Source organism: Rathayibacter sp. PhB152 (genome assembly GCF_003751395.1).
Taxonomy (GTDB): Bacteria; Actinomycetota; Actinomycetes; order Actinomycetales; family Microbacteriaceae; genus Rathayibacter; species Rathayibacter festucae.
Genome location: NZ_RJUT01000010.1, coordinates 52,393 through 71,791, shown reverse-complemented (window position 1 = coordinate 71,791; position 19,399 = coordinate 52,393). Strand labels below are relative to the sequence as shown.

Below are 19,399 nucleotides of genomic sequence, written 5' to 3'. Positions count from 1 at the left end.
CGGGGCGGTCGTGCCCCCGTCCCGTCGACGTTAGGCAGCGCTCCTCGCCGGCGAGAAGGGCTTGACGCCGCGGTCCACCGGATCCGGAGCCGACGTCCAGGAAGCGCCGCACGGGCGTCTGGGCACGGATGCGCGGGATGGTACGCCCTCGCGCCTTCTGTCCGCTACGCCCTATCTCGGTGCGCGGCGCACTGTCCAGACTGGCGACGCCGGCACGCAGACCACCATTTCTCGATCCTGGAAGGGACAGACGATGTCGAACATCGATCCCGCTTCACCTCCGTTCGGAGACGGCGCGGCGAACGCCCGCGCCGCCGACCCCTCGTACGACAGCACCGACAGCACCTACGACGCACCGCTCACCTCCGAGCCGTACTCGTCGGACACGACCACGGACACGACCTCCGGCGCGCACAGCGTCGGCGGGGGCACCTCGGGCAGCGTCTCGGACGCCGCCGGCTCCGCCAAGGAGAAGGCCGCCGAGACCGCGGGCGCTGCGAAGGAGCAGGCCGGCGCCGTCGCCGGCGACGCCAAGCAGGCCGCGGGCGACGTGCTCGCCACCGGCAAGGAGGAGGCCGCCAACGTCGCCCAGGAGGCGAAGGTGCAGGTCAAGGACCTCCTCGACCAGAGCCGCACCCAGCTCACGGAGCAGGCGCACGCCCAGAAGGAGAACGCCGCCAAGGGCGCCCGCGCCTTCAGCGACGACCTCACCGCGCTCGCGAACGGCGAGGGCGGCGACGACAACGCGGCGTCGAAGCTCGTCTCGCAGGCCGCCGAGCGCGTCCAGGGCGTCGCCTCGTGGCTCGAGAACCGCGACCCGTCCGAGCTGCTGGACGACATCCGCTCGTTCGCGCGCCGCCGTCCGGGGGCGTTCATCCTGATCGCCGCCGCGACCGGCCTGGTCGCCGGACGCCTCGTCCGCGCGCTGACCGCCGAGGCGAAGGACGAGAAGGCCGCGACCGCGGACACCTCCGGACCCGAGTTCGCCGCTCCCGCCGCCGCGGACTACTCCGGTGGCGCGACCACGACGACCTCGTTCGACGAGCGCGGCGATTTCGCGCCGACCGAGCCCGTCGCCGACCCGCTGAGCACGCCGATCACGCCCGGCTACGACGCCTTCCCGAACGGAACCCGGCCGTGAGCGATCCGCTGGGCGCGCATCGCGCCTCCGCCGAGCCGACGCCCGGGGAGCGCGCGGGCTCGACCTCCCTGGGCGATCTGCTCGGCGAGGTCTCCCGCGACCTCTCGACGCTGATCCGCCAGGAGATGGCGCTGGCCAAGGCCGAGATCAAGGAGTCGGCCGGCAAGGCCGGGAAGGGCGCCGGACTCCTCGGCGGCGCGGGCTACGCGGCGCTGATGGCCGTGCTCTTCCTCTCGATCGCCCTCTGGTGGGCGCTCGGGACGCTGGTCGGCAACGGCTGGTCGGGCGTGATCGTCGCCGTGATCTGGGGCATCATCGCCGCGATCCTGTTCGCGGTCGGCCGCAAGAGTCTCAAGCAGGTCGACGGAGTCCCCGAGACGGTCGACACCCTCAAGCAGATTCCCGAAACCCTCAAGCCGAACGGGGCAGGACGATGACGTACGACGCAGGACAGAGCAGGACTCCCGAATCTCAGAAGAGCGCCGAGGAGATCCGGGCCGACATCGAGCGCACGCGGCTCGAGCTCGGCGGAGACGTGGACGCGCTGGCCGAGAAGGTCAGCCCGAGCGCGATCGTCGACCGGCAGACCGACAAGGTCAAGGCGGCCGTGGGCTCCGTGCGCGACCGGGTGATGGGCTCGGCGCACGACGCCGGCGACTCGCTCTCCGGCACGGCCGGATCGGTGAAGAGCAAGGCGAACGGCAACCCCTTCGCGGTGGGCCTGATGGCCTTCGGCGCCGGGCTGCTGATCGCCTCGCTCATCCCCGCCTCGGACGCCGAGAAGGACGCGGCCGGCAAGGTCAAGGAGCAGGCGCAGCCCGTCGTCGACTCCGTGACCGGTGCCGCGAAGGACGTCGCGAACGAGCTGCGCGAGCCGGCGCAGCAGGCCTTCGCCTCGGTGAAGGACACCGCGACCGACGCCGCGCAGAACGTCAAGGAGGCGGGTGGCTCCGCCGCCGAGGACGTCAAGGACTCCGCCCGCGAGGCCAAGCACGCGGTGCAGGAGAACGTGACGCAGGACAGCGACCGCTCGTAACTCCCCGTCCCCGCGAGATGCCACTTGTGTACGCCTTTCACGGCGTGTCGCGTACACAAGTGGCATCTCGCTGTCCGGGACGGGGTGCGTGGGAATAGGGGGCGGCTCGCGGAGCTTCTGGGTCGTATGCGATCCATCGTCTACTCCCGCTCCGGTTCCTCCTCCGTCCTCTCGCTCGTCGATCGGGAGGCCGGCACGCCGGGCGCCGGCGAGGTGCGCGTGCGCGTGCTCGTCTCCGGCGTCAATCCGACCGACTGGAAGGCGCGCGCCGGTGGCGAGCCGCCCTTCGACGAGGTCGTTCCCAACCAGGACGGCGCCGGCGTGATCGACGCCGTCGGCGAGGGCGTCGAGGGATTCGCGGTCGGCGACCGCGTCTGGTTCTACCTCGCTGCCCACCAGCGGCCGACCGGCTCCGCGCAGGAGTCGACCGTCCTCGCCGCCGAGCACGTCGTGCGCCTGCCCGAGGGCATCGGTGCCGAGCTCGGAGCGAGCCTCGGCGTCCCCGCGATGACCGCGCACCGCGCCCTGACCGTGCACGAGGAGGGGCCCGCCCGCCTCTCCCCCGGCGCGCTCGCCGGCCGCACCGTCCTGGTGCAGGGCGGCGCGGGAGCGGTCGGCCACGCCGCCATCCAGCTCGCGGTGTGGGCCGGGGCGACCGTGATCGCCACGGTGAGCAGCGACGCGAAGGCGCGGCTCGCGACGGCCGCCGGCGCTCAGCACGTCCTGCAGTACCCCGACGAGGAGCTCGCAGCGAAGATCCTGGAGCTCGCGCCCGACGGCGTCCAGCAGATCGTCGAGGTGGCGCCGACGCAGAACGCCGCGCTCGACGTCGAGGTGCTCGCGAACCACGGCAGCATCGGCTACTACGCGAACAACAACGGCGACGAGTTCACGATCCCGATCGTGCCCAGCTTCGCCAAGAACGCCCGCTGGCAGGGCCTGCTGCTCTACACGGTCGGCGAGGCGCCGCTCCAGGCCGCGGCCGAGGACATCACCGCGGCCCTGCGCGACGGCGCCCTGCCCGTCGGCGAGGAGGCCGGCCTGCCGCTGACCTGGTTCCCGCTCGAGGAGACCGCCGCCGCCCACGACGCCGTCGAGAGCGGCGTGACGGGCAAGGTGCTCATCCGCGTCGCCGCGGAGTAGGCATGCTGATCGAGCAGCCCTCGCAGAGGGCGTAGCGAGATCCGCGGTCAGCCGCGCAGCGGCGGGGAGCCCGCGACCGTCGCGCGGTCGGCGAGGCCGTCGAGCAGCTCGCGCAGCGCCTCCTCGGCGGTGGTCGTCGGCTGCCAGCCGAGGACGGTGCGCGCCTTCTCCGTCGACATGACCGGCGTGTTCGTCGCGATGTCGAGCCAGCCCGCGTCGGTGCGCTGCAGCCGCAGCCGCCAGGTCGCGGTGACGATCGAGCGGAGCAGCCCCGCGGGCACCGTGACGAGCCGCGCGCCGACGACGTCCGCGATCCGCTGCGGCGTGAGCACCGGCTCCGCGGCGATGTTGAAGGCCCCGCCGGCCCGGCGGTCGAGCGCGCGCCAGAACGCGTCCGCGACGTCGTCGGCGTGCACGCCCTGGAAGATCAGCGTCCGCGGCAGCGGCAGGACCGGCGGCCGGACCGCCCGCAGCCAGCGCGTCGGGTACCGCGGGCCGGCGAAGAGCCCGGCGATCTCGGTCGCCGCCCCGCGCTGGAAGACCAGCCCCGGGCGCAGCCGGGTGAGCACCACCTCCGGGTGCTCCGTCTCGAACGCGTCCATCGCGCGCTCGTTCGCCGCCTTGTGCCGGCTGTAGGTCGAGGTGTGCAGCCCGCCGGTCGGCCAGCTCTCGTCCACGCGCAGGCTCTTCGGCGCCGCGCTGTAGGCGCCGACGGACGACGCCACCGCGACCTGGCCGACTCCGCTCGCCACCGCGGCCGCCAGCACTGCCGCGGTCCCGCCGACGTCGACCAGACGCTGGAACGGCTCGTCGTGGCTCGGCTGCAGCGCCCAGGCCAGGTGCACGACCGCGTCCACGCCGGTGAACGCCTCCCGCAGCTGCCGCTCCGCGTCGCTCGAGGCCACGTCGACCTCGTGCCAGCGCACGTCGCGGTACTCGTCCGCTCCGGGTCGCGGCTCGCGCCGGGCGATCCCGACGATCTCCGTCACCGCGTCCTCCCGTTGGAGGCGCCTCAGCAGGGCCGTGCCCAGGTTGCCCGTCGCTCCGACGATCGCGATCCGCATGATGTCCCTCCGCGGGCGGCGTCCGCCGTCCTGCTCCGAGGCTAGGCACCGCTCCCCCGCAGCAGCAGCCGCTTGACACTCCCCGCCCCGCCGACCGCCTAGCCCACCCGACCACCGCGGCGCATCCCCGCGCGGCGGACCGCACGCCTGCCTAGCCTGGAGGGCATGTCCCGCCCCTCGCCCGTCGTCCGCCACCGGATCGACGGGATCGAGCTCCGGACCCTCGCGACCGGTCGCGCCGACGCCGAGCGCACCTTCGTCCTGATCCACGGCATCGGGATGTCGCACCACACCTTCTCGACCCTCGCCGTCGCCCTCCGCGCGCACGGCCGCGTCGTCGCCGTCGACCTCGCCGGCTTCGGCGCCAACCGCTCGCCCCGCCGCCGCGTCGGCATCGCCGACCACGCCCGCCTCGTCGAGAGAGCGCTGGCGGAGCAGGGCGTCACCCGGGCGGTCGTCGTCGGCCACTCGATGGGCGCCCAGGTGGCGGTCGAGCTCGCCGCCCGCGCGCCCGGCCTCGTCGCGGGAGCGGTCCTGATCGGCCCGGTCGTCGATCCGCAGCGTCCCGGCGCCGTCCGGCAGGGCCTCGCACTCGCCCGCGACTGCCTCGGCGAGCCGCTCGGCGTCGACGCGCTGCTCTTCGCCGACTACGTCCGCGGCGGTCTCGGCTGGTACCTGCGCCAGCTGCCCGAGATGCTGCACTACCCGATCCAGCGGCGGCTCGCCGCGGTCACCGCGCCCGTGCTGATCGTGCGCGGACAGGACGACCCGATCGCCACCCGCGACTGGTGCGAGCGCCTCCTCGCCCACGCGGCGGACGGGCGCCTCCTCGAGTCCGCCGGCTCCCGCCACGTCGTCCCGCGCACGCAGCCGGAGTCGCTCGCGCTCGCCCTGGCGTCCTTCGCCGCCGACATCGCCCCGGACACCACCCCGGCGCCCGACGCCACCCCCGATGCCGCGCCCGACGCCGCCCCCGCGCCCGGCCCCGCCCCGACGCCCGACGCCGACCCGTCCCCGGTGCCCGCATGACGCACCTCGTCCGCGACGCCGTCTGGTGGATCCGCGACTACGCCTACGCCGTCGCCTGGCAGGTCCGCGCCTTCGTCTCCCGCCGCGCCCCCGACGACTACCTCGACGGCACGGAGCGGCCGATCGTGGTGCTGCCCGGCATCTGGGAGACCTGGGCCTTCCTCCGCCCGATCATCGACCCGCTGCACCGCCGCGGCCACCCGATGCACGTGCTCACCAGCCTCGGCTGGAACGGCCGCCCGGTCGCGAGCACCGCGGAGGACGTGGCCGCCTACCTCGCCGAGCACGACCTCCGCGACGTCGTGATCGTCGCGCACAGCAAGGGCGGCCTGATCGGCAAGTACGTGATGACCGAGCTCGACCCCGACGGCCGCGTCGATCGGATGGTCGCCGTCGCCACCCCGTTCGGCGGCTCGCGCTACGCGCCCTACCTGCTGCTGAAGAGCCTCCGCTCCTTCTCACCCCGCGACGCGACGACCCTGCTGCTCTCCAGCCGGGCGGGCGCGAACGCGAGGATCACCTCGGTCTTCGGCCTCTTCGACCCGCACATCCCCGAGGGCAGCATGCTCGAGGGCGCGGTGAACGTCCGGATCGAGACCGGCGGGCACTTCCGCATCCTCAGCGACCCGGAGACGCTCGCGGCCGTCGTCGCCGCGGTGGACGCGCCTACTCGGCCGGCGGAGTGATCGTCTCGGCGTCGACCGGGCACTCGATGACCGCCACGCCTCCGCCATCGGCGTCGTCGACCACGGCACCCGCCGCGGCGAACGGCGCGCGGAAGCAGTAGGCCTCCGGCAGATCGGCCACGTCCGGGAAGGCCGCGGCGTCGACCGGCGTGCGGAACGACAGCGCACCGAACTCGCCGCCCTCGCTGAGCGCGTCGTACGACTCGATCCCGATCAGGTCCACGCCCTCGACGGCCTGGTCGCTCGCGAGCCGGGCGTAGCCGAAGGCGTCGTCCTGCGGCCCGGCGAGGGAGGAGACGAGCGCGAGCACGCGGTCGCGCGACTCCTCGCGGGGTGCCACGTCGTTCGACACGACCACGTCCGGCGCGGGAGCGGTGCAGCCGGCGAGCGCGAGCACCGCCAGCGCCGCGCCGAGCAGCAGGGCCGGCGGGGTCGCGCGGGCCGGGGAGGTCGTCGGGGCCGGTCGGGTCCGCAGCAGCTTCACCCGACCGACCCTAGCCGCGTAGCAACTGCTCCGCACCGCGCGGAACCCCCTCGGCCGGGCGGGCCGCGGAGCGGAGCATGGAGCGATGAGCTCCTCCACCAGCACCGGCCCGCGCACCTCCGGCCCCACCGAGCTCCTCCTCGTGCGCCACGGCGAGAGCGTCGCCAACATCGCGGCGAGCGCCGCCGAGGCGGAGGGCGCCCACGACATCGCCGTCGACCGGCGCGACCCCGACGTCGAGCTGTCCCCGGCCGGCCGCGAGCAGGCCCGCGCGCTCGGCCGCTGGCTCGCCGACGGCAACGCCCCGGTCGCCGCCTGGTCCTCGCCGTACCTGCGCGCGTCCTCGACGGCGCAGCTGGCCTTCGAGGAGGCGGGCCTCGACCTCGTTCCCCGCCTCGACGAGCGGCTCCGCGACCGCGATCTCGGCATCGCCGACCGCCTGACCACCGCGGGCTTCCGCGCGCGATTCCCCGACGAGGCGGCGCGGCGGGACTGGCTCGGCAAGTTCTACTACCGCCCGCCGGGCGGCGAGTCCTGGACCGACCTCGCCCAGCGGGTGCGCTCGTTCCTGGACCACCTCGACGTCGTCGCGCCGGCCGGACCGGTGGCACTGTTCTGCCACGACGCCGTCGTCCTGATCATCCGCTCCGTCTGCGAGGGCCTCACCGAGCGCGAGCTGCTCGACATCGGCCGGGCGACCCCGGTCGCGAACGCCTCCGTCACCCGGCTCGTCCGCGACGGCGACGCCTGGACGCTCGAGCGCTTCAACGAGACCGCGCACCTCGAGGAGTCGAGCGCGCCGGTCACCCGCCACGACACCGGCGAGGACACCGCCGTCGACACCGCCGTCGACGACCCGCGAGGAAGGACCGACTCATGAGCGAGACCCGGCACAGGAGCGAGCCCGCGCACAGGAGCGCCGTCGTCGACCGCGCCCTGCTCGAGCGGCGCTGGCCGCTGCCCGACCCCGCGAGCTCGAAGCACGCCCGCGGTGACGTGGTCGTGGTCGGCGGCGCCCGCAAGACGCCGGGAGCGGCGATCCTCGCCGGGATCGCGGCCCTCCGGGTCGGCGCCGGCCGGATCACCCTCTGCGTCGCCGAGTCCGTCGCCTCCGCCACCGCCGTCGCGCTGCCCGAGTGCGGCGTCGTGCCGCTGGAGGAGACCCGCGGCGGCTCGATCTCGGGCCGTGGGCTCTCCGCTCTGGAGGGCGAGCTGGGCTCCGCCGACGTCGCGCTGATCGGCCCCGGACTCGACGACCCGAAGGCGACCGCCGCGACGCTGCGCGCGATCGCTCCGCTGCTCGCCGACGTCCCCGCCGTGCACCTCGACGCCTTCCCGCTCGGCGTGCTGCCGGGCCAGCGGCGCGTCGCCCGCGCCCTCGCCGGCCGTCTGCTGCTGACGCCGAACACGGAGGAGGCCGCGCGACTGCTCGGCGTGGAGGTGGACGACGTGGAGGCCGCCGCGATCGCCGTCGCGCAGCGCTACGGAGCGGTCGTAAGCCTCTTCAACGTGATCGCCGCACCCGACGGCGACGCCGTGCGCATCGAGGGCGAGCACCCCGGCCTCGCGACGGCGGGCAGCGGCGACGTCCTCGCCGGCGCGACGGCCGGCCTCCGCGCGCGCGGCCTCGACCCGCAGGGCGCCGCGGCCTGGGGCGCCTTCCTGCACACCGAGGCCGACTCGGTCCTGGTGCGCAGGCTCGGCCCGGCCGGCTACCTCGCGCGCGAGATCCCGGGCGAGTTCCCGGCGCTGCTCACAGGCTGACCCGGGAGCGGTCCGGGACGGCGGCTCGGAACGTGCGGCTCAGGACGCGCCGTTCAGGATCAGTGGCTCAGGATCGGCGGCTCAGCCGGCGGCGGTCACTGCGCGACGTCGGCGACGGAGAACGCCACTCCCGGCGTGATCAGGATCGACGTCTCGCGGGGCTGGCCCTCGCCCTGGTTGACGGTCAGCCAGCGCGAGGCGGTGCCGTCGAGCGCCTGCTCGACGCTCGCACGGACGTCCGCGGCGGTGGTGTCGTGCAGGCTGTAGGGGGTGCCGCCGTAGATCAGCTCGACGCGCTTCACAGCAGGCCCTCCTCGCTCTGGCGGGCCCCGCCGTGCGGCTCCTCGCTGATGCGCAGGCCGTGGGCGCTGTGCGAATCGGCCAGGAGCTGGCGGATCCAGTCGGGGTTGATGGCCGGGGCTCGGCCGCCGTGGTACTTGAAGCGCAGCGGGATCGCCGGGTGGAGCCAGATCGACGTGCGACCGTCGCCGACGGACTGCGAGTCCTTCCACGAGAGGTAGAAGGACTCGTTGCGCGACAGCTTCGAGCCGATGACGATCTGCAGGTGGGCGAGCAGTCGGTCGTCGAAGTCGGCTTCGAGAGTCGAGTCGTAGATCAATCGGCCCATGAGGGCGGTCTCCGTTCGCAGTGCAGTCCAGCCGGCGGGGGCACGGCCGGACGGTACGGGGCGATTCTAACCGCCCCGGGGCCGACGCTCAGCGTCGATCGTCGTCCGAATCGAAGTGCGGGATCTCGAGATCGGACAGGTGCGGCGAGGACGAGTCGCCCTCCTCGGCCAGCGGCTGGGACACTCCGAGCCGCGCCGTCTCCTTCGCGAGCCTCTCGACCAGGGCCGCGTCCACGATCTCCTCGCCGCCGTCGTCCTCGGTCTCCGAGAAGAGCTGGCTGGCCGGACCGATCAGCAGGGTCGCCCGGCCGAGCTCACCGGTGGAGCGCCGGATCGGGATGTCGACCGACATCGCGCCCTTGCGCAGCGCGAGAGCCTCGGCGTAGCCGACGAGCGAGTGCGCGATCCGACTGCCGGTGAGCACCGAGCTGCCGGCGTAGTGGATGCGTTCCATGCGTCCTTCCTACCGCTCAGCGCCCGATCGGAGCATCCGGGTTGCGCGGCGGGACCGGGCTTGATAGCGCCTCGATCCTCCGCTCGAGCCCCTCGCGGACGGCCGGCCACTCCTCGATCAGGATCGAGTGCACCGCCGTGTCGCGCCAGGAGCCGTCCGCCCGCCGCTGGTCGTGCCGCAGCACGCCCTCGAAGACCGCGCCGAGGCGGAGGATCGCCGCGCGGGAGCGCGCGTTCGCCGCGTCCGCCTGCAGCTTCACCCGCGAGAAGCCGCTGTCGAAGGCCAGGCCGAGCAGGAGGAGCTTGGTCTCGGGGTTCACGGCCGTGCCCCAGACCTCGGGGGCGTAGGCGGTCCAGCCGAGGTGCGCCGCCTCCCGCCGCTCGTCGAAGTCGGTCAGCGAGGAGGTGCCGACGACCCGGCCGTCGACGAGCACGGCGCAGGGATTGCCGGTCTCCCACGGGTAGTAGCGCCGGGCGAAGGCGCGGAACGCCTCGGCGCCGTCGGGGAGGCCCGAGGGCCCGCCGCCGTAGCCCGCGGCGAACACCTCGGGGCGGCCGATCGCGGCCCGGAGCGGCTCCAGGTGCTCCTCGGTGAGCGGCTCGAGGACGACGAGGCGGCCGGTCAGCACCGCGGGCGCCGGGCGGACGGGACGGCCGGGACGATCGGCGGAGGCGGGGCTGCTCATCCGGACATTCTGGGGCCACTGCGGCCCGCTGAGGAGTCCAGGACGCGTGCCAGCATGAGGTCCATGGACAGCACCGCGATGTTCGCCGCCTCGGCCGGCGCCCTGCTCCGCCTCGTCGAGCGGATCGGGGACGAGCAGTGGGCGCTGCCGGGGCTGGGCGTCTGGGACGTCCGCGGTTTGACCGGGCACGCCTCGCGGGCTATCACGACGGTCGAGACGTACCTGCTCGCGGAGGAGCCGGCCGCCGCGACCGTGCCCGACGCGCTCGGCTACTACGCGGCCCTGGCCGGCGGCCGCGCCGACCCCGCGGCCGTGGCGCGGCGGGGCGTCGAGACCGGGGCGCTGCTCGGCGAGCACCCGGCCGAGGTGATCGCGGCGTCGCTGCAGCGGACCCTCGCGCTGCTCGCGCAGCAGCCGCCCGGGCGCCTCGTCGCGATCGGCGAGCACGCCCTGGCCCTGGACGAGTACCTGCGGACCCGCGTACTCGAGCTGGTCGTGCACACCCTCGACCTGTCGCGGGCGACGGGCCTCGCGCACGACATCCCGCCCGAGGCGGTCGAGGCCTGCTCCGCCCTGGCGGGGGCGCTCGCCGCTCGGGCGGGACGGGGCGAGGAGCTCCTGCTCGCGCTGAGCGGGCGGGAGCGGCTCGCGGACGGCTTCTCGGTGGTGTGAGCGGCCCGGTGGTTCGAGCCGCTCGCGAGGCGAGCGGCCGGCGCGCTCAGGCGACGGCGAGCGCCTCCACCGGCGGCACCCGGGTCGCGCGGCGGGCCGGCAGGACCGCGGAGACGGCGGTGAGGACGATGCTGACCAGGACGACGGCGACCAGGATCCCGACCGGGATCGTCGGCGGCACCAGCCCGATGCCGGGCAGCGAGCCGAAGATCGCGACGGCGCCGGCCCAGCCGTAGAAGGCGCCGAGGACGAGACCCAGCAGCGCGGCGGCGATCACCATCTGCGCCGCCTCGACGACGACCATCCAGCGCACCTGCGAGCCCGTGAAGCCGAGCGCGCGGAGCAGGCCCAGCTCGCGGCGGCGCTGCAGCACGCTCAGCGAGAGCGTGTTGACCATGCCGACGGCCGCGAGCAGCACCGAGAAGCCGAGGAGCACGCTCATGATCGCCGTGCTGACCGCGACGAACTGGTCGAGCGCCGCGAAGATCTCCGGGCTCATCTCGCTCGAGGCGCGCATGATCGACGAGAAGGTCGCGGCGGCCACCGCGAACATCGTGACGAGCGTCACTCCGATCACGAGGCCGATGACGGCGCGCGCGCTCCGGGCGGGGTTGCGGGTCGCGTTCGCCGAGGCGAGGCGCGCGACGGGGCTGCCGCCGAAGGCCCGGCCGACCAGCGAGATCAGCGGCGGGAGCAGCACCGGAGCGCCGAGGACCACCCCGGTGAAGGAGAGCATGCCGCCGGCGAGGCCGATCAGGACGCCGAGCGGGCTGGCGAGCCCGACGACGACGCCGATCAGCAGGAGCAGGACGCCGACCACGAGGAGGACGAGCGCCAGGACGTTCCGGCCCGTGCGTCCGCGGAGCTCGTCGTAGCGGGGCTCGGCGGCGGAGCCGGCGGCCTGCGAGGGCGCGACCGAGAGCACGCGCCGGGACCCGGCCCAGGAGGCGACGACGGTCGAGGCGATGACGGCGAGGCCCGGCAGCAGCAGTCCCGGTGAGGCGAGCGGTACGGCGATGCGCGTGAAGGTGCCGGTGCTGAAGGCGATCTCGGCGCCCACGGCCACGAGGACGACGGCGGCGACGAGGCCGAGGGCCGCGCCGATCAGCCCCTGCACGAGGCCGGTCCGCACCACCTCGGCACGGAGCGAGCGTCCGGAGGCGCCCAGCAGGCGCAGCAGCGCGATCTCGCGGGTGCGGCCGGCGATCACCGTCGACACCGCGTTGGAGGTGACGATCGCGCCGACGAAGACGGCGATGCCGAAGAAGACGCCGCCGACCACGCCCAGCGTCGTCGCGGCCTGCGCGATGCCGTCGAGACCGGCGGCGTCGAACGCCGCCACCATGTCGGCGATGACCATCACCAGGACCCCGCCGAACGCGGCCGAGAGCGCGGCGACCGTGATGATCGCGCCGCCGCCCTGGCCCGACGCGGCGCGGAGGCCCGTGCGGGCGCTCACGACGCTCCCTCCATCGAGAGCATGGCGCGCGAGATCTCCTCGGCGCTCATCCCGCGGCGGTCGTCGACGACGGCCCCGTCGCGGAGGAAGACGATGCGGTCGGCGAAGGCCGCGGCGATCGGGTCGTGGGTGACCATCGCGATCGACTGGCCGTACTCGCGGGTCGAGGCGCGGAGGAGGCTGAGCACCTCGCGGCCGGTGCGCGAGTCGAGGTTGCCGGTCGGCTCGTCGGCGAAGATCAGCTGCGGGCGGGTGGCCAGGGCGCGGGCGATGGCGACGCGCTGCTGCTGGCCGCCGGAGAGCTCGTGCGGGCGGTGGGTGAGGCGCTCGCGGAGACCGAGCGACTCGATCAGACGGGCGATCCACTCCTCCTCCTCGGCCGTGACGCGGCGGCCGTCGAGCTCGAACGGGAGGCGGATGTTGCCGCGCACGTCGAGGGTCGGGACGAGGTTGAACGCCTGGAAGACGAAGCCGACGCTGCGCCGGCGGAGCACGGTGAGCTCAGCGTCGCCCATCGCGGTGATCTCGACGTCGCCGAGGAAGACGCGGCCGGCCGAGGCGGTGTCGAGGCCGGCGAGCACGTGCATCAGCGTCGACTTGCCGGAGCCGCTGGGGCCCATCACCGCGGTGAACTCGCCGCGCTCGATCGAGAGGGTGACGTCGTCGAGGGCGACGACGGGCGGCGTGCTGCCGTAGAGCTTGCGCACGCCCTCGACGCGCGCCACGACGGAGGAGGTCTGGTTCTGCATGTCTCCGACGCTACGGAGCCGCCTCTGTCGCGGGCGTCGCCCCGGGTGGCCGCCGCCGTCATCCTCCCGGGGGACCCGCGCTGGTCCCTGCGGCCCCCGCGAGATGCCACTTGGGTACGGCTTCTGCGGCGTGTCGCGTACTCAAGTGGCATCTCGCGGCGGGGATCAGCACGCGCGTCAGGGGGCGGCGTCAGGGGCGGAGGCCCGCCCGGCGGAGGGTGAGGGCGGAGAGGGCGGCGGTCGCGGCGGGGTCGCCGGCGCGCCAGGCGGGGACGGCCTGCGGGTGCGCGGCGAGGATCTCGCGCGGGGTCGCCTCGGTGAGGGCGCGGAGGGCCAGCAGCTCGGAGCCGCCGGGGGTCGTGCCGAGTGCGCGCAGCTCGGCGGTGCGGCGGGCGAAGCGCAGGCGCGGGCGGAGCCAGACCACCGCGAGCAGGAGCAGCGGCAGCCCGCCGATCGCGAGGCCGGCCACGATCGCCAGCGCGCTCGCGAGCTGCTGCTGGTCGCGGCCGGCCGCGGCGAGCACCGCTCCGGCGCCGCTGGCCTCGTCGAACGGCGCGCGCACGGCGTCGCCGAGCAGCGGGATGCCGCCGAGCGCCGAGCCGGCGTCGCTCATGGTCGAGCCGAAGCCGCTGCCCGCGCTCTCGAGGCGGCGGCCGATCTCGGCGAGGCCCGCGATCAGCGAGCCGACGGCGATCCCGGCCGCGATCGCGATCACCGCGACGGCGAGCGCGAGAGCGTCGGCCGTGATCTGGCGGGCGCGGACGGCGGGGAGGTCGGCGTAGATCTGCACCAGCCGATCATCCCCCGCCCTCGGCCGTCGTGCGCGTCGCTGCCGACGCGGACGGGTCTCGAAGCGGGTCGGTCCCGTCGCGCGTCAGTCGAGGAGGTCGTGCAGGACGACGACCTGCTCGCGCTCCGGCCCGACGCCGATCGCGGAGAAGCGGGCGCCGCTCATCGCCTCGAGGGCGCGGACGTAGTCCTGCGCGGCCTGCGGCAGGTCGGCGAACTCGCGGCAGCCGGTGATGTCCTCCTGCCAGCCGGGGAACTCCTCGTAGATCGGCTTCGCGTGGTGGAAGTCGCTCTGCGAGACGGGGACCTCGTCGTGGCGCACGCCGTCGACCTCGTAGGCGACGCAGACCGGGATGGTCTCCAGGCCCGAGAGCACGTCGAGCTTGGTCAGCACGAAGTCGGTGACGCCGTTGATCCGCGCGGAGTAGCGGGCGATCGGGGCGTCGTACCAGCCGCAGCGGCGCGGGCGGCCGGTGGTGGTGCCGAACTCGAAGCCCTGCTTGCGCAGGTACTCGCCCCACTCGTCGAACAGCTCGGTCGGGAACGGGCCGGCGCCGACGCGGGTCGTGTACGCCTTGATGACCGCGATGACGCGCTCGATGCGGTTGGGCGCCACTCCGGAGCCGGTGGCCGCGCCGCCCGAGGTCGCGTTGGAGGAGGTGACGAACGGGTAGGTGCCGTGGTCGACGTCGAGCATCGTGGCCTGGCCGGCCTCGAAGAGCACGGTCTTGCCCGCGTCGAGGGCCCGGGCGAGCACCAGCGAGGTGTCCGCGACCATCGGGCGCAGGCGCTCCGTGTACTGCAGCAGGTCCTCCATGACCTGCTCGACCAGGATCGCGCGGCGGTTGTAGACCTTCACCAGCAGGTGGTTCTTCTGGTCGAGGGCGCCCTCGACCTTCTGGCGGAGGATGTTCTCGTCGAAGAGGTCCTGGATCCGGATGCCGACGCGGTTGATCTTGTCGGCGTAGGCCGGGCCGATGCCGCGGCCGGTGGTGCCGATCTGGCGCTTGCCGAGGAAGCGCTCCGTCACCTTGTCGAGGGTGCGGTGGTAGCTGGTGATCACGTGCGCGTTGGCGCTGACGAGCAGCTTCGACACGTCGACGCCGCGGGCGCTCAGCGCCTCGAGCTCGTGGAAGAGCACCTCGATGTCGACGACGACGCCGTTCGCGATGACGGGGACGACGCCCGGCGTCAGGATGCCCGAGGGCAGCAGGTGCAGCGCATACTTCTCGTCGCCGACGACGACCGTGTGCCCGGCGTTGTTGCCGCCGTTGAACTTGACGACGTAGTCGACGCGGCTGCCGAGCAGGTCGGTCGCGCGTCCCTTGCCCTCGTCGCCCCACTGGGCGCCGGTGATGACGATTGCTGGCATGGCGTGTCCTTCGCGGGTGGGAGCGGAGTCGTGGGGCGTGCACTCGATCTCGAGGGCGAGCCTCGGCGGCCGGCGGGGCATCCGTTGGCGCAGCAGCGCGACCAGCCGATCGATTCTAGCGGAGGGGCCCCTTCTGCGGCTCGTGCGCACGGGCCCGGATGCCGACGCCGACCGATAGCCGAGCGATGCTCTCGAACCCGTAACGACGCGTTCACACGTGGCGCATAGATTCGAACTCGTTCACACTCCACCGATCACGCGAACAGGAAACCGATGCGCACACTCCGCGCCGCAAGCCTCCTCGCCGTCGTCGCGCTCGGGGCGGCCACCGCCGCTCCCCTCGCGAGCGCGGCCCCCCTCGACGACGGCGTCGAGCTCACCCTGGTGTCGACGACCGACACGCACGGGCACGTCTACAACTGGGACTACTTCGCGAACGCGCCCTACGAGGGCGAGGACACGCTGGGCCTCACCCGCGTCGCGACCGAGGTCGACCGCCTCCGCGCCGAGAAGGGCGACGACTCCGTCCTCGTCTTCGACAACGGTGATGCGATCCAGGGCACGCCCCTGACCTACTACTACGGCCTCGGCGACGGCGCCGCGGGCGTCCTCTCGGGCGAGACGACGCACCCGATGGCCACCGCGTTCAACACCATCGGCTACGACGCGCAGGTCGTCGGCAACCACGAGTTCAACTACGGCCTCGACATGCTCAGCGCCTACGAGGGCGATCTGAACGCCCCGCTGCTCGGCGCGAACGTCGTCGACGTCGCGACCGGCGATCCCTACCAGAAGCCGTACACCGTGATCGAGCGCGAGATCGACGGCGAGACCGTGCGGGTCGGCGTGCTCGGCCTGGTCACCCCGGGCGTCCGCGTCTGGGACAAGCAGTACGTCGACGGCGTGCTCGAGTTCCGCGACATGGTCGAGACCGCGAAGGAGTGGGTCCCGAAGGTCCAGGCCGAGGCCGACGTGGTCGTCGTCCTCGCGCACACCGGCCAGGGCACCGTCCCGGACGCCGAGTACGACCCGGCCGACCTCAACGAGGACGTCGTCAACAACATCGCAACGCAGGTCCCCGGCATCGACGTGGTCGTCGCCGGCCACAGCCACCAGGACGTCCCCGAGACGCTCTACACGAACGTCGCCGGCGAGCAGGTCCTCGTCACCCAGCCGTCCTTCTGGGCGCAGGGGCTCACCGAGGTGACCCTGAACCTGGTGAAGGACGCCGCGGGTGACCTGCAGGTCGACTGGACCGAGGGCAGCGCGCCCGTCGTCACCCCGGTCTACGCGCGCGACATCGCCGAGGAGTCGACCGCCGTGGTCGACGCCCTCGCCGAGCAACACGCGACGACGATCGAGTACGTGAACACCCCCGTGGCGGAGTCGCTCGAGGAGCTCTCGGCCGAGACCTCGCGCTACGAGGACACCCCGATCATCGACTTCATCAACAACGTCCAGGCCGAGACGGTCGACGCCGCGCTCGAGGGCACGGAGTGGGCCGACGTCCCGGTCATCTCGCAGGCGTCGCCGTTCTCGCGCACCGCGGTCTTCCCGAAGGGGCAGGTCACCATCCGCGACATCGCCGGTCTCTACATCTACGAGAACACCCTCCGGGGCGTCGAGATGACGGGCGCGGAGGTGCGCGACTATCTCGAGTACTCGGCCCGCTACTTCAACCAGGTCGCCCCGGGCGCTCCGTTCGACCCGGCCACCGGCACGAACGCGATCACCGCGGACCGCCCCACGGGCATCCCGGACTACAACTACGACGCGCTCTCCGGGCTCGACTACGTCATCGACATCTCGCAGCCGGCCGGCTCGCGGATCCGCGACCTGACGCAGCTCGACGGCACCCCCGTCGCGGACGACGACCGCTTCGTGCTGGCCGTCAACAACTACCGGCAGAGCGGTGGCGGGGCCTACCCGGCCGTCGCCGCAGCTCCCCTCGTCTACGACGAGCGGCTCGAGATCCGGCAGCTGCTGATCGACTGGGCGAGCGCGCGCGGCGTGATCGACCAGGCGGACTTCTTCGACCAGAACTGGTCGCTGACGTCGGTCGCGGCCGAGGTCCCGGCCGAGCCCGGCACGCCCGGCACGCCCGGCACGCCCGCGCCCGGCCAGCCCGCGCCCGGCCAGCCCGAGCCGACCGAGCAGCCGACGGCCACCCCGGTGCCGCTGCCCTCCGCCACGCCCGTCCCCGTCGCCGGGGGCTCGCACTCCGGACCGCTCGCGAACACCGGCGTCGACGCGGCCTCCTACGCAGGAGGCGCGGCCCTGCTGCTGCTCGCCGGCATCGCGCTGACGGTGCTCCGCCGCCGCCGCTCCGCCTCGCACTCGGAGTAGCCGCCAGCATCACCCGCACGACCGGACGGCGCCGCCCTCACTCCCGAGGGCGGCGCCGTCTGGCGTTCCAGGCCGCGAGCACGCCCGTGGACCACAGCGCCCAGAGCACGAGCAGCGGCTGGAAGACCAGCCGGATCGCCCGGGCCGCGTCGGTCTCGAGGCCGAAGGCCGGAGTCCGGGTGACGAGCTGCGAGACGTTCCCGGGGAACACCGCGACGAAGAAGGCGGCGACGACGATCCCCACCAGCACCCGCCGGCGCCGCAGCAGCAGGAGCGCGAGCCCGAGCGCGATCTCGACGACACCGGATGCCAGGACGACGAAGTCCGCATCGAACGGCAGCCACGGCGGAACCTGCGCCTGGAAGGACCGCCGCGCGAAGGTCAGGTGCCCCGTCCCCGCGAACACGAGCACGAGGCCCAGGAGGACGCGGGCGATCGTGCGCGAGAGGCTCATCGCCCCAGTCTGCGCCCGCAGTTCCCGCGCTCCGGCTGCACCGCCCCGTATCCTCGATACCGCGCGCGCCGCGCCACCCCGTCCCTACCGCCCTGTCCGCAGACCGTGAAACGAGTTCCATGAGCACCCTGCCCCGCCTGATGGCCTTCGACCTCGACGACACCCTCGCCGCCTCGAAGTCCCCCGTGGACCCGGTGATGGCCGACCTCTTCGTCAAGCTGCTGCAGGCGACCGAGGTGTGCATCATCTCCGGCGGCCAGATCGGCCAGTTCCGGATGCAGGTGCTCGACCGCCTCGAGGGCGCCGACCCCGCCGTGCTGGCGAAGCTGCACCTGATGCCCACCTGCGGCACGCAGTACTACCGCTACGAGAACGGCGACTGGGCGCAGATCTACGCCGAGAACCTCACCGAGGACGAGAAGTCCCGCGCACTGGCCGCCGTCGAGGAGAAGGCCAAGGAGCTCGGCTACTGGGAGTCCGAGACCTGGGGCCCGATCCTCGAGGACCGCGACTCGCAGATCACCTTCTCCGCCCTCGGCCAGGCCGCTCCCGTCCCGGTGAAGCAGGCCTGGGACCCGACCGGCGAGAAGAAGAACACCCTCCGCGAGGCCGTCCAGGCCGTGCTGCCCGACCTCGAGGTCCGCTCCGGCGGCTCCACCTCGGTCGACATCACCCGCAAGGGCATCGACAAGGCCTACGGGATGAACAAGCTCACCGAGCTCACCGGCATCCCCCTCGACGAGATGATCTTCGTCGGCGACCGCCTCGACCCCGACGGCAACGACTACCCCGTCAAGGCGATGGGCGTCGAGACCTTCGCCGTCGAGGGCTGGCACGACACCGCGGCGTACCTCCGCTCCTACGGCCTGTAGGTCGCGCGCCCCGTCGCGCCCCGCGAGATGCCACTTGTGAGCGCGACACGCCGCGAAAGTCCGTCACAAGTGACATCTCGCGGGGAGGGCCGGGCTCGGGTCAGGCGTCCTCGCTGAGGGAGCCGGTGGCGGTGCCGTCGAGGGCGAGGCGGAGGCGGCGCGGCAGCTTCGCGACGATGATCGCGTGCGACTCCGCCAGCAGCTCCTGCACGAGGCCCTCCTCGACCCGGCCGCCGGCGTCGACGGTCACCCAGTGCTTCTTGTTGAGGTGGTAGCCCGGCTCGATGCCGTCGACGCCCGCGACGAGGTGCACGACGTTCTCGGGCAGCGCCTTGACGCTGACGACGGGCCGGCCGAATCGCTCGCTCTCGAGCGCGAAGACCTTGCCCTCGACCTTCCACACCCGGATGTCCGGGCCGAAGGGGAAGCTCGCGCCTGCTCCCGGCAGGTCGGCGAGGAAGGACTCGAGCGCAGCGGCATCCACGCTCTCCATTGTGCCCGCGGAGGTAGCGCCCGCGTAGGCTCGTCCTGTCGTCCGTCCAGCCAGTGGAGCAGTCTCCGCCGTCGGAACG

At 73.6% G+C, this 19,399-nt stretch carries 23 protein-coding genes; 11 read left to right on the top strand and 12 right to left on the bottom strand.

Annotated features, from left to right (window positions below; translation table 11 throughout):
- The first annotated feature begins 253 nt into the window (after positions 1–253).
- From EDF36_RS19450 to EDF36_RS19435, 4 genes are all read left to right on the top strand, one after another.
- A complete protein-coding gene (locus tag EDF36_RS19450) occupies positions 254–1,141 on the top strand; it encodes a hypothetical protein (protein WP_123734278.1) in 888 nt (295 codons plus the stop codon).
- The gene (locus EDF36_RS19445; protein ID WP_397459920.1) at positions 1,138–1,578 is read left to right on the top strand and encodes a phage holin family protein; all 441 of its coding nucleotides are present in this window, start codon (positions 1,138–1,140) and stop codon (positions 1,576–1,578) included. Before EDF36_RS19450 ends, EDF36_RS19445 begins: the two co-directional genes overlap by 4 nt.
- Positions 1,575–2,177 (top strand): DUF3618 domain-containing protein, encoded by a 603-nt coding sequence (locus tag EDF36_RS19440; RefSeq protein ID WP_123734277.1) that lies wholly within the window; start codon positions 1,575–1,577, stop codon positions 2,175–2,177. Before EDF36_RS19445 ends, EDF36_RS19440 begins: the two co-directional genes overlap by 4 nt.
- A gap of 126 nt (positions 2,178–2,303) precedes the next feature.
- Entirely contained in the window at positions 2,304–3,320 is a 1,017-nt protein-coding gene (locus tag EDF36_RS19435; RefSeq protein ID WP_123734276.1) for an NADPH:quinone reductase, read from the top strand.
- A 47-nt stretch (positions 3,321–3,367) separates the two neighbouring features.
- Here EDF36_RS19435 and EDF36_RS19430 read toward each other — a convergent pair whose 3' ends face one another.
- Complete coding sequence (locus EDF36_RS19430; RefSeq protein WP_123734275.1) at positions 3,368–4,384, bottom strand: NAD-dependent epimerase/dehydratase family protein; 1,017 nt, start codon at positions 4,382–4,384, stop codon at positions 3,368–3,370.
- A 165-nt stretch (positions 4,385–4,549) separates the two neighbouring features.
- Between EDF36_RS19430 and EDF36_RS19425 the strand changes: the two genes are divergently transcribed.
- Positions 4,550–5,413, top strand: coding sequence for an alpha/beta fold hydrolase (locus EDF36_RS19425; RefSeq protein WP_123734274.1), 864 nt, complete (start codon positions 4,550–4,552; stop codon positions 5,411–5,413).
- Positions 5,410–6,099, top strand: a complete 690-nt coding sequence (locus EDF36_RS19420; protein ID WP_123734273.1) for a triacylglycerol lipase — start codon at positions 5,410–5,412, stop codon at positions 6,097–6,099. The genes EDF36_RS19425 and EDF36_RS19420 overlap by 4 nt, the downstream gene beginning before the upstream one ends.
- Here the strand turns inward: EDF36_RS19420 and EDF36_RS19415 are convergent.
- Complete coding sequence (locus EDF36_RS19415) at positions 6,080–6,583, bottom strand: hypothetical protein (RefSeq protein WP_123734272.1); 504 nt, start codon at positions 6,581–6,583, stop codon at positions 6,080–6,082. The two genes, EDF36_RS19420 and EDF36_RS19415, sit on opposite strands and share 20 nt — an antisense overlap.
- Positions 6,584–6,668: 85 nt before the next feature.
- On the opposite strand from EDF36_RS19415, the gene EDF36_RS19410 reads away from it, so the two are divergent.
- Together EDF36_RS19410 and EDF36_RS19405 are read left to right on the top strand one after the other, a co-directional pair.
- Positions 6,669–7,463, top strand: a complete 795-nt coding sequence (locus tag EDF36_RS19410; RefSeq protein ID WP_123734271.1) for a histidine phosphatase family protein — start codon at positions 6,669–6,671, stop codon at positions 7,461–7,463.
- Positions 7,460–8,347, top strand: coding sequence for an ADP/ATP-dependent (S)-NAD(P)H-hydrate dehydratase (locus EDF36_RS19405; protein ID WP_123734270.1), 888 nt, complete (start codon positions 7,460–7,462; stop codon positions 8,345–8,347). The genes EDF36_RS19410 and EDF36_RS19405 overlap by 4 nt, the downstream gene beginning before the upstream one ends.
- A gap of 95 nt (positions 8,348–8,442) precedes the next feature.
- On the opposite strand, the gene EDF36_RS19400 is transcribed toward EDF36_RS19405, so the two are convergent.
- The 4 genes from EDF36_RS19400 to EDF36_RS19385 all read right to left on the bottom strand — a co-directional run bounded on the left by EDF36_RS19400 (position 8,443) and on the right by EDF36_RS19385 (position 10,114).
- Positions 8,443–8,649 (bottom strand): hypothetical protein, encoded by a 207-nt coding sequence (locus tag EDF36_RS19400; protein WP_123447117.1) that lies wholly within the window; start codon positions 8,647–8,649, stop codon positions 8,443–8,445.
- Positions 8,646–8,975, bottom strand: a complete 330-nt coding sequence (locus EDF36_RS19395) for an ATP-dependent DNA ligase (protein WP_123447118.1) — start codon at positions 8,973–8,975, stop codon at positions 8,646–8,648. The genes EDF36_RS19400 and EDF36_RS19395 overlap by 4 nt, the downstream gene beginning before the upstream one ends.
- A gap of 88 nt (positions 8,976–9,063) precedes the next feature.
- Positions 9,064–9,429, bottom strand: coding sequence for a hypothetical protein (locus EDF36_RS19390; protein ID WP_123706004.1), 366 nt, complete (start codon positions 9,427–9,429; stop codon positions 9,064–9,066).
- A gap of 16 nt (positions 9,430–9,445) precedes the next feature.
- The gene (locus EDF36_RS19385; RefSeq protein WP_123734269.1) at positions 9,446–10,114 is read right to left on the bottom strand and encodes a GNAT family N-acetyltransferase; all 669 of its coding nucleotides are present in this window, start codon (positions 10,112–10,114) and stop codon (positions 9,446–9,448) included.
- Between the two features lie 63 nt (positions 10,115–10,177).
- Here EDF36_RS19385 and EDF36_RS19380 point away from each other — a divergent pair, with 63 nt between their 5' ends.
- Positions 10,178–10,786, top strand: coding sequence for a maleylpyruvate isomerase N-terminal domain-containing protein (locus EDF36_RS19380; RefSeq protein ID WP_221181699.1), 609 nt, complete (start codon positions 10,178–10,180; stop codon positions 10,784–10,786).
- Positions 10,787–10,832: 46 nt separating this feature from the next.
- On the opposite strand, the gene EDF36_RS19375 is transcribed toward EDF36_RS19380, so the two are convergent.
- The 4 genes from EDF36_RS19375 to EDF36_RS19360 form a co-directional block, all read right to left on the bottom strand.
- Positions 10,833–12,245 carry an FtsX-like permease family protein gene (locus tag EDF36_RS19375; RefSeq protein WP_243840074.1) on the bottom strand — a complete coding sequence of 471 codons (1,413 nt, stop codon included), beginning with the start codon at positions 12,243–12,245 and terminating at the stop codon, positions 10,833–10,835.
- Positions 12,242–12,994: an ABC transporter ATP-binding protein gene (locus EDF36_RS19370; protein ID WP_123447122.1), complete on the bottom strand. Its 753-nt coding sequence runs from the start codon at positions 12,992–12,994 to the stop codon at positions 12,242–12,244. Before EDF36_RS19370 ends, EDF36_RS19375 begins: the two co-directional genes overlap by 4 nt.
- Positions 12,995–13,184: 190 nt before the next feature.
- Positions 13,185–13,784, bottom strand: a complete 600-nt coding sequence (locus EDF36_RS19365) for a hypothetical protein (protein WP_123734267.1) — start codon at positions 13,782–13,784, stop codon at positions 13,185–13,187.
- 84 nt (positions 13,785–13,868) lie between these two features.
- Positions 13,869–15,155, bottom strand: coding sequence for an adenylosuccinate synthase (locus EDF36_RS19360; RefSeq protein WP_123447124.1), 1,287 nt, complete (start codon positions 15,153–15,155; stop codon positions 13,869–13,871).
- Between the two features lie 273 nt (positions 15,156–15,428).
- Between EDF36_RS19360 and EDF36_RS19355 the strand changes: the two genes are divergently transcribed.
- Positions 15,429–17,501 (top strand): bifunctional UDP-sugar hydrolase/5'-nucleotidase, encoded by a 2,073-nt coding sequence (locus EDF36_RS19355; protein WP_123734266.1) that lies wholly within the window; start codon positions 15,429–15,431, stop codon positions 17,499–17,501.
- 37 nt (positions 17,502–17,538) lie between these two features.
- On the opposite strand, the gene EDF36_RS19350 is transcribed toward EDF36_RS19355, so the two are convergent.
- The gene (locus EDF36_RS19350; RefSeq protein WP_123734265.1) at positions 17,539–17,955 is read right to left on the bottom strand and encodes a hypothetical protein; all 417 of its coding nucleotides are present in this window, start codon (positions 17,953–17,955) and stop codon (positions 17,539–17,541) included.
- 119 nt (positions 17,956–18,074) lie between these two features.
- Between EDF36_RS19350 and EDF36_RS19345 the strand changes: the two genes are divergently transcribed.
- Positions 18,075–18,827 (top strand): HAD-IIB family hydrolase, encoded by a 753-nt coding sequence (locus EDF36_RS19345; RefSeq protein ID WP_123706010.1) that lies wholly within the window; start codon positions 18,075–18,077, stop codon positions 18,825–18,827.
- Positions 18,828–18,927: 100 nt separating this feature from the next.
- Here EDF36_RS19345 and EDF36_RS19340 read toward each other — a convergent pair whose 3' ends face one another.
- Entirely contained in the window at positions 18,928–19,311 is a 384-nt protein-coding gene (locus EDF36_RS19340) for an MmcQ/YjbR family DNA-binding protein (RefSeq protein WP_243840073.1), read from the bottom strand.
- Positions 19,312–19,399 lie beyond the last annotated feature (88 nt).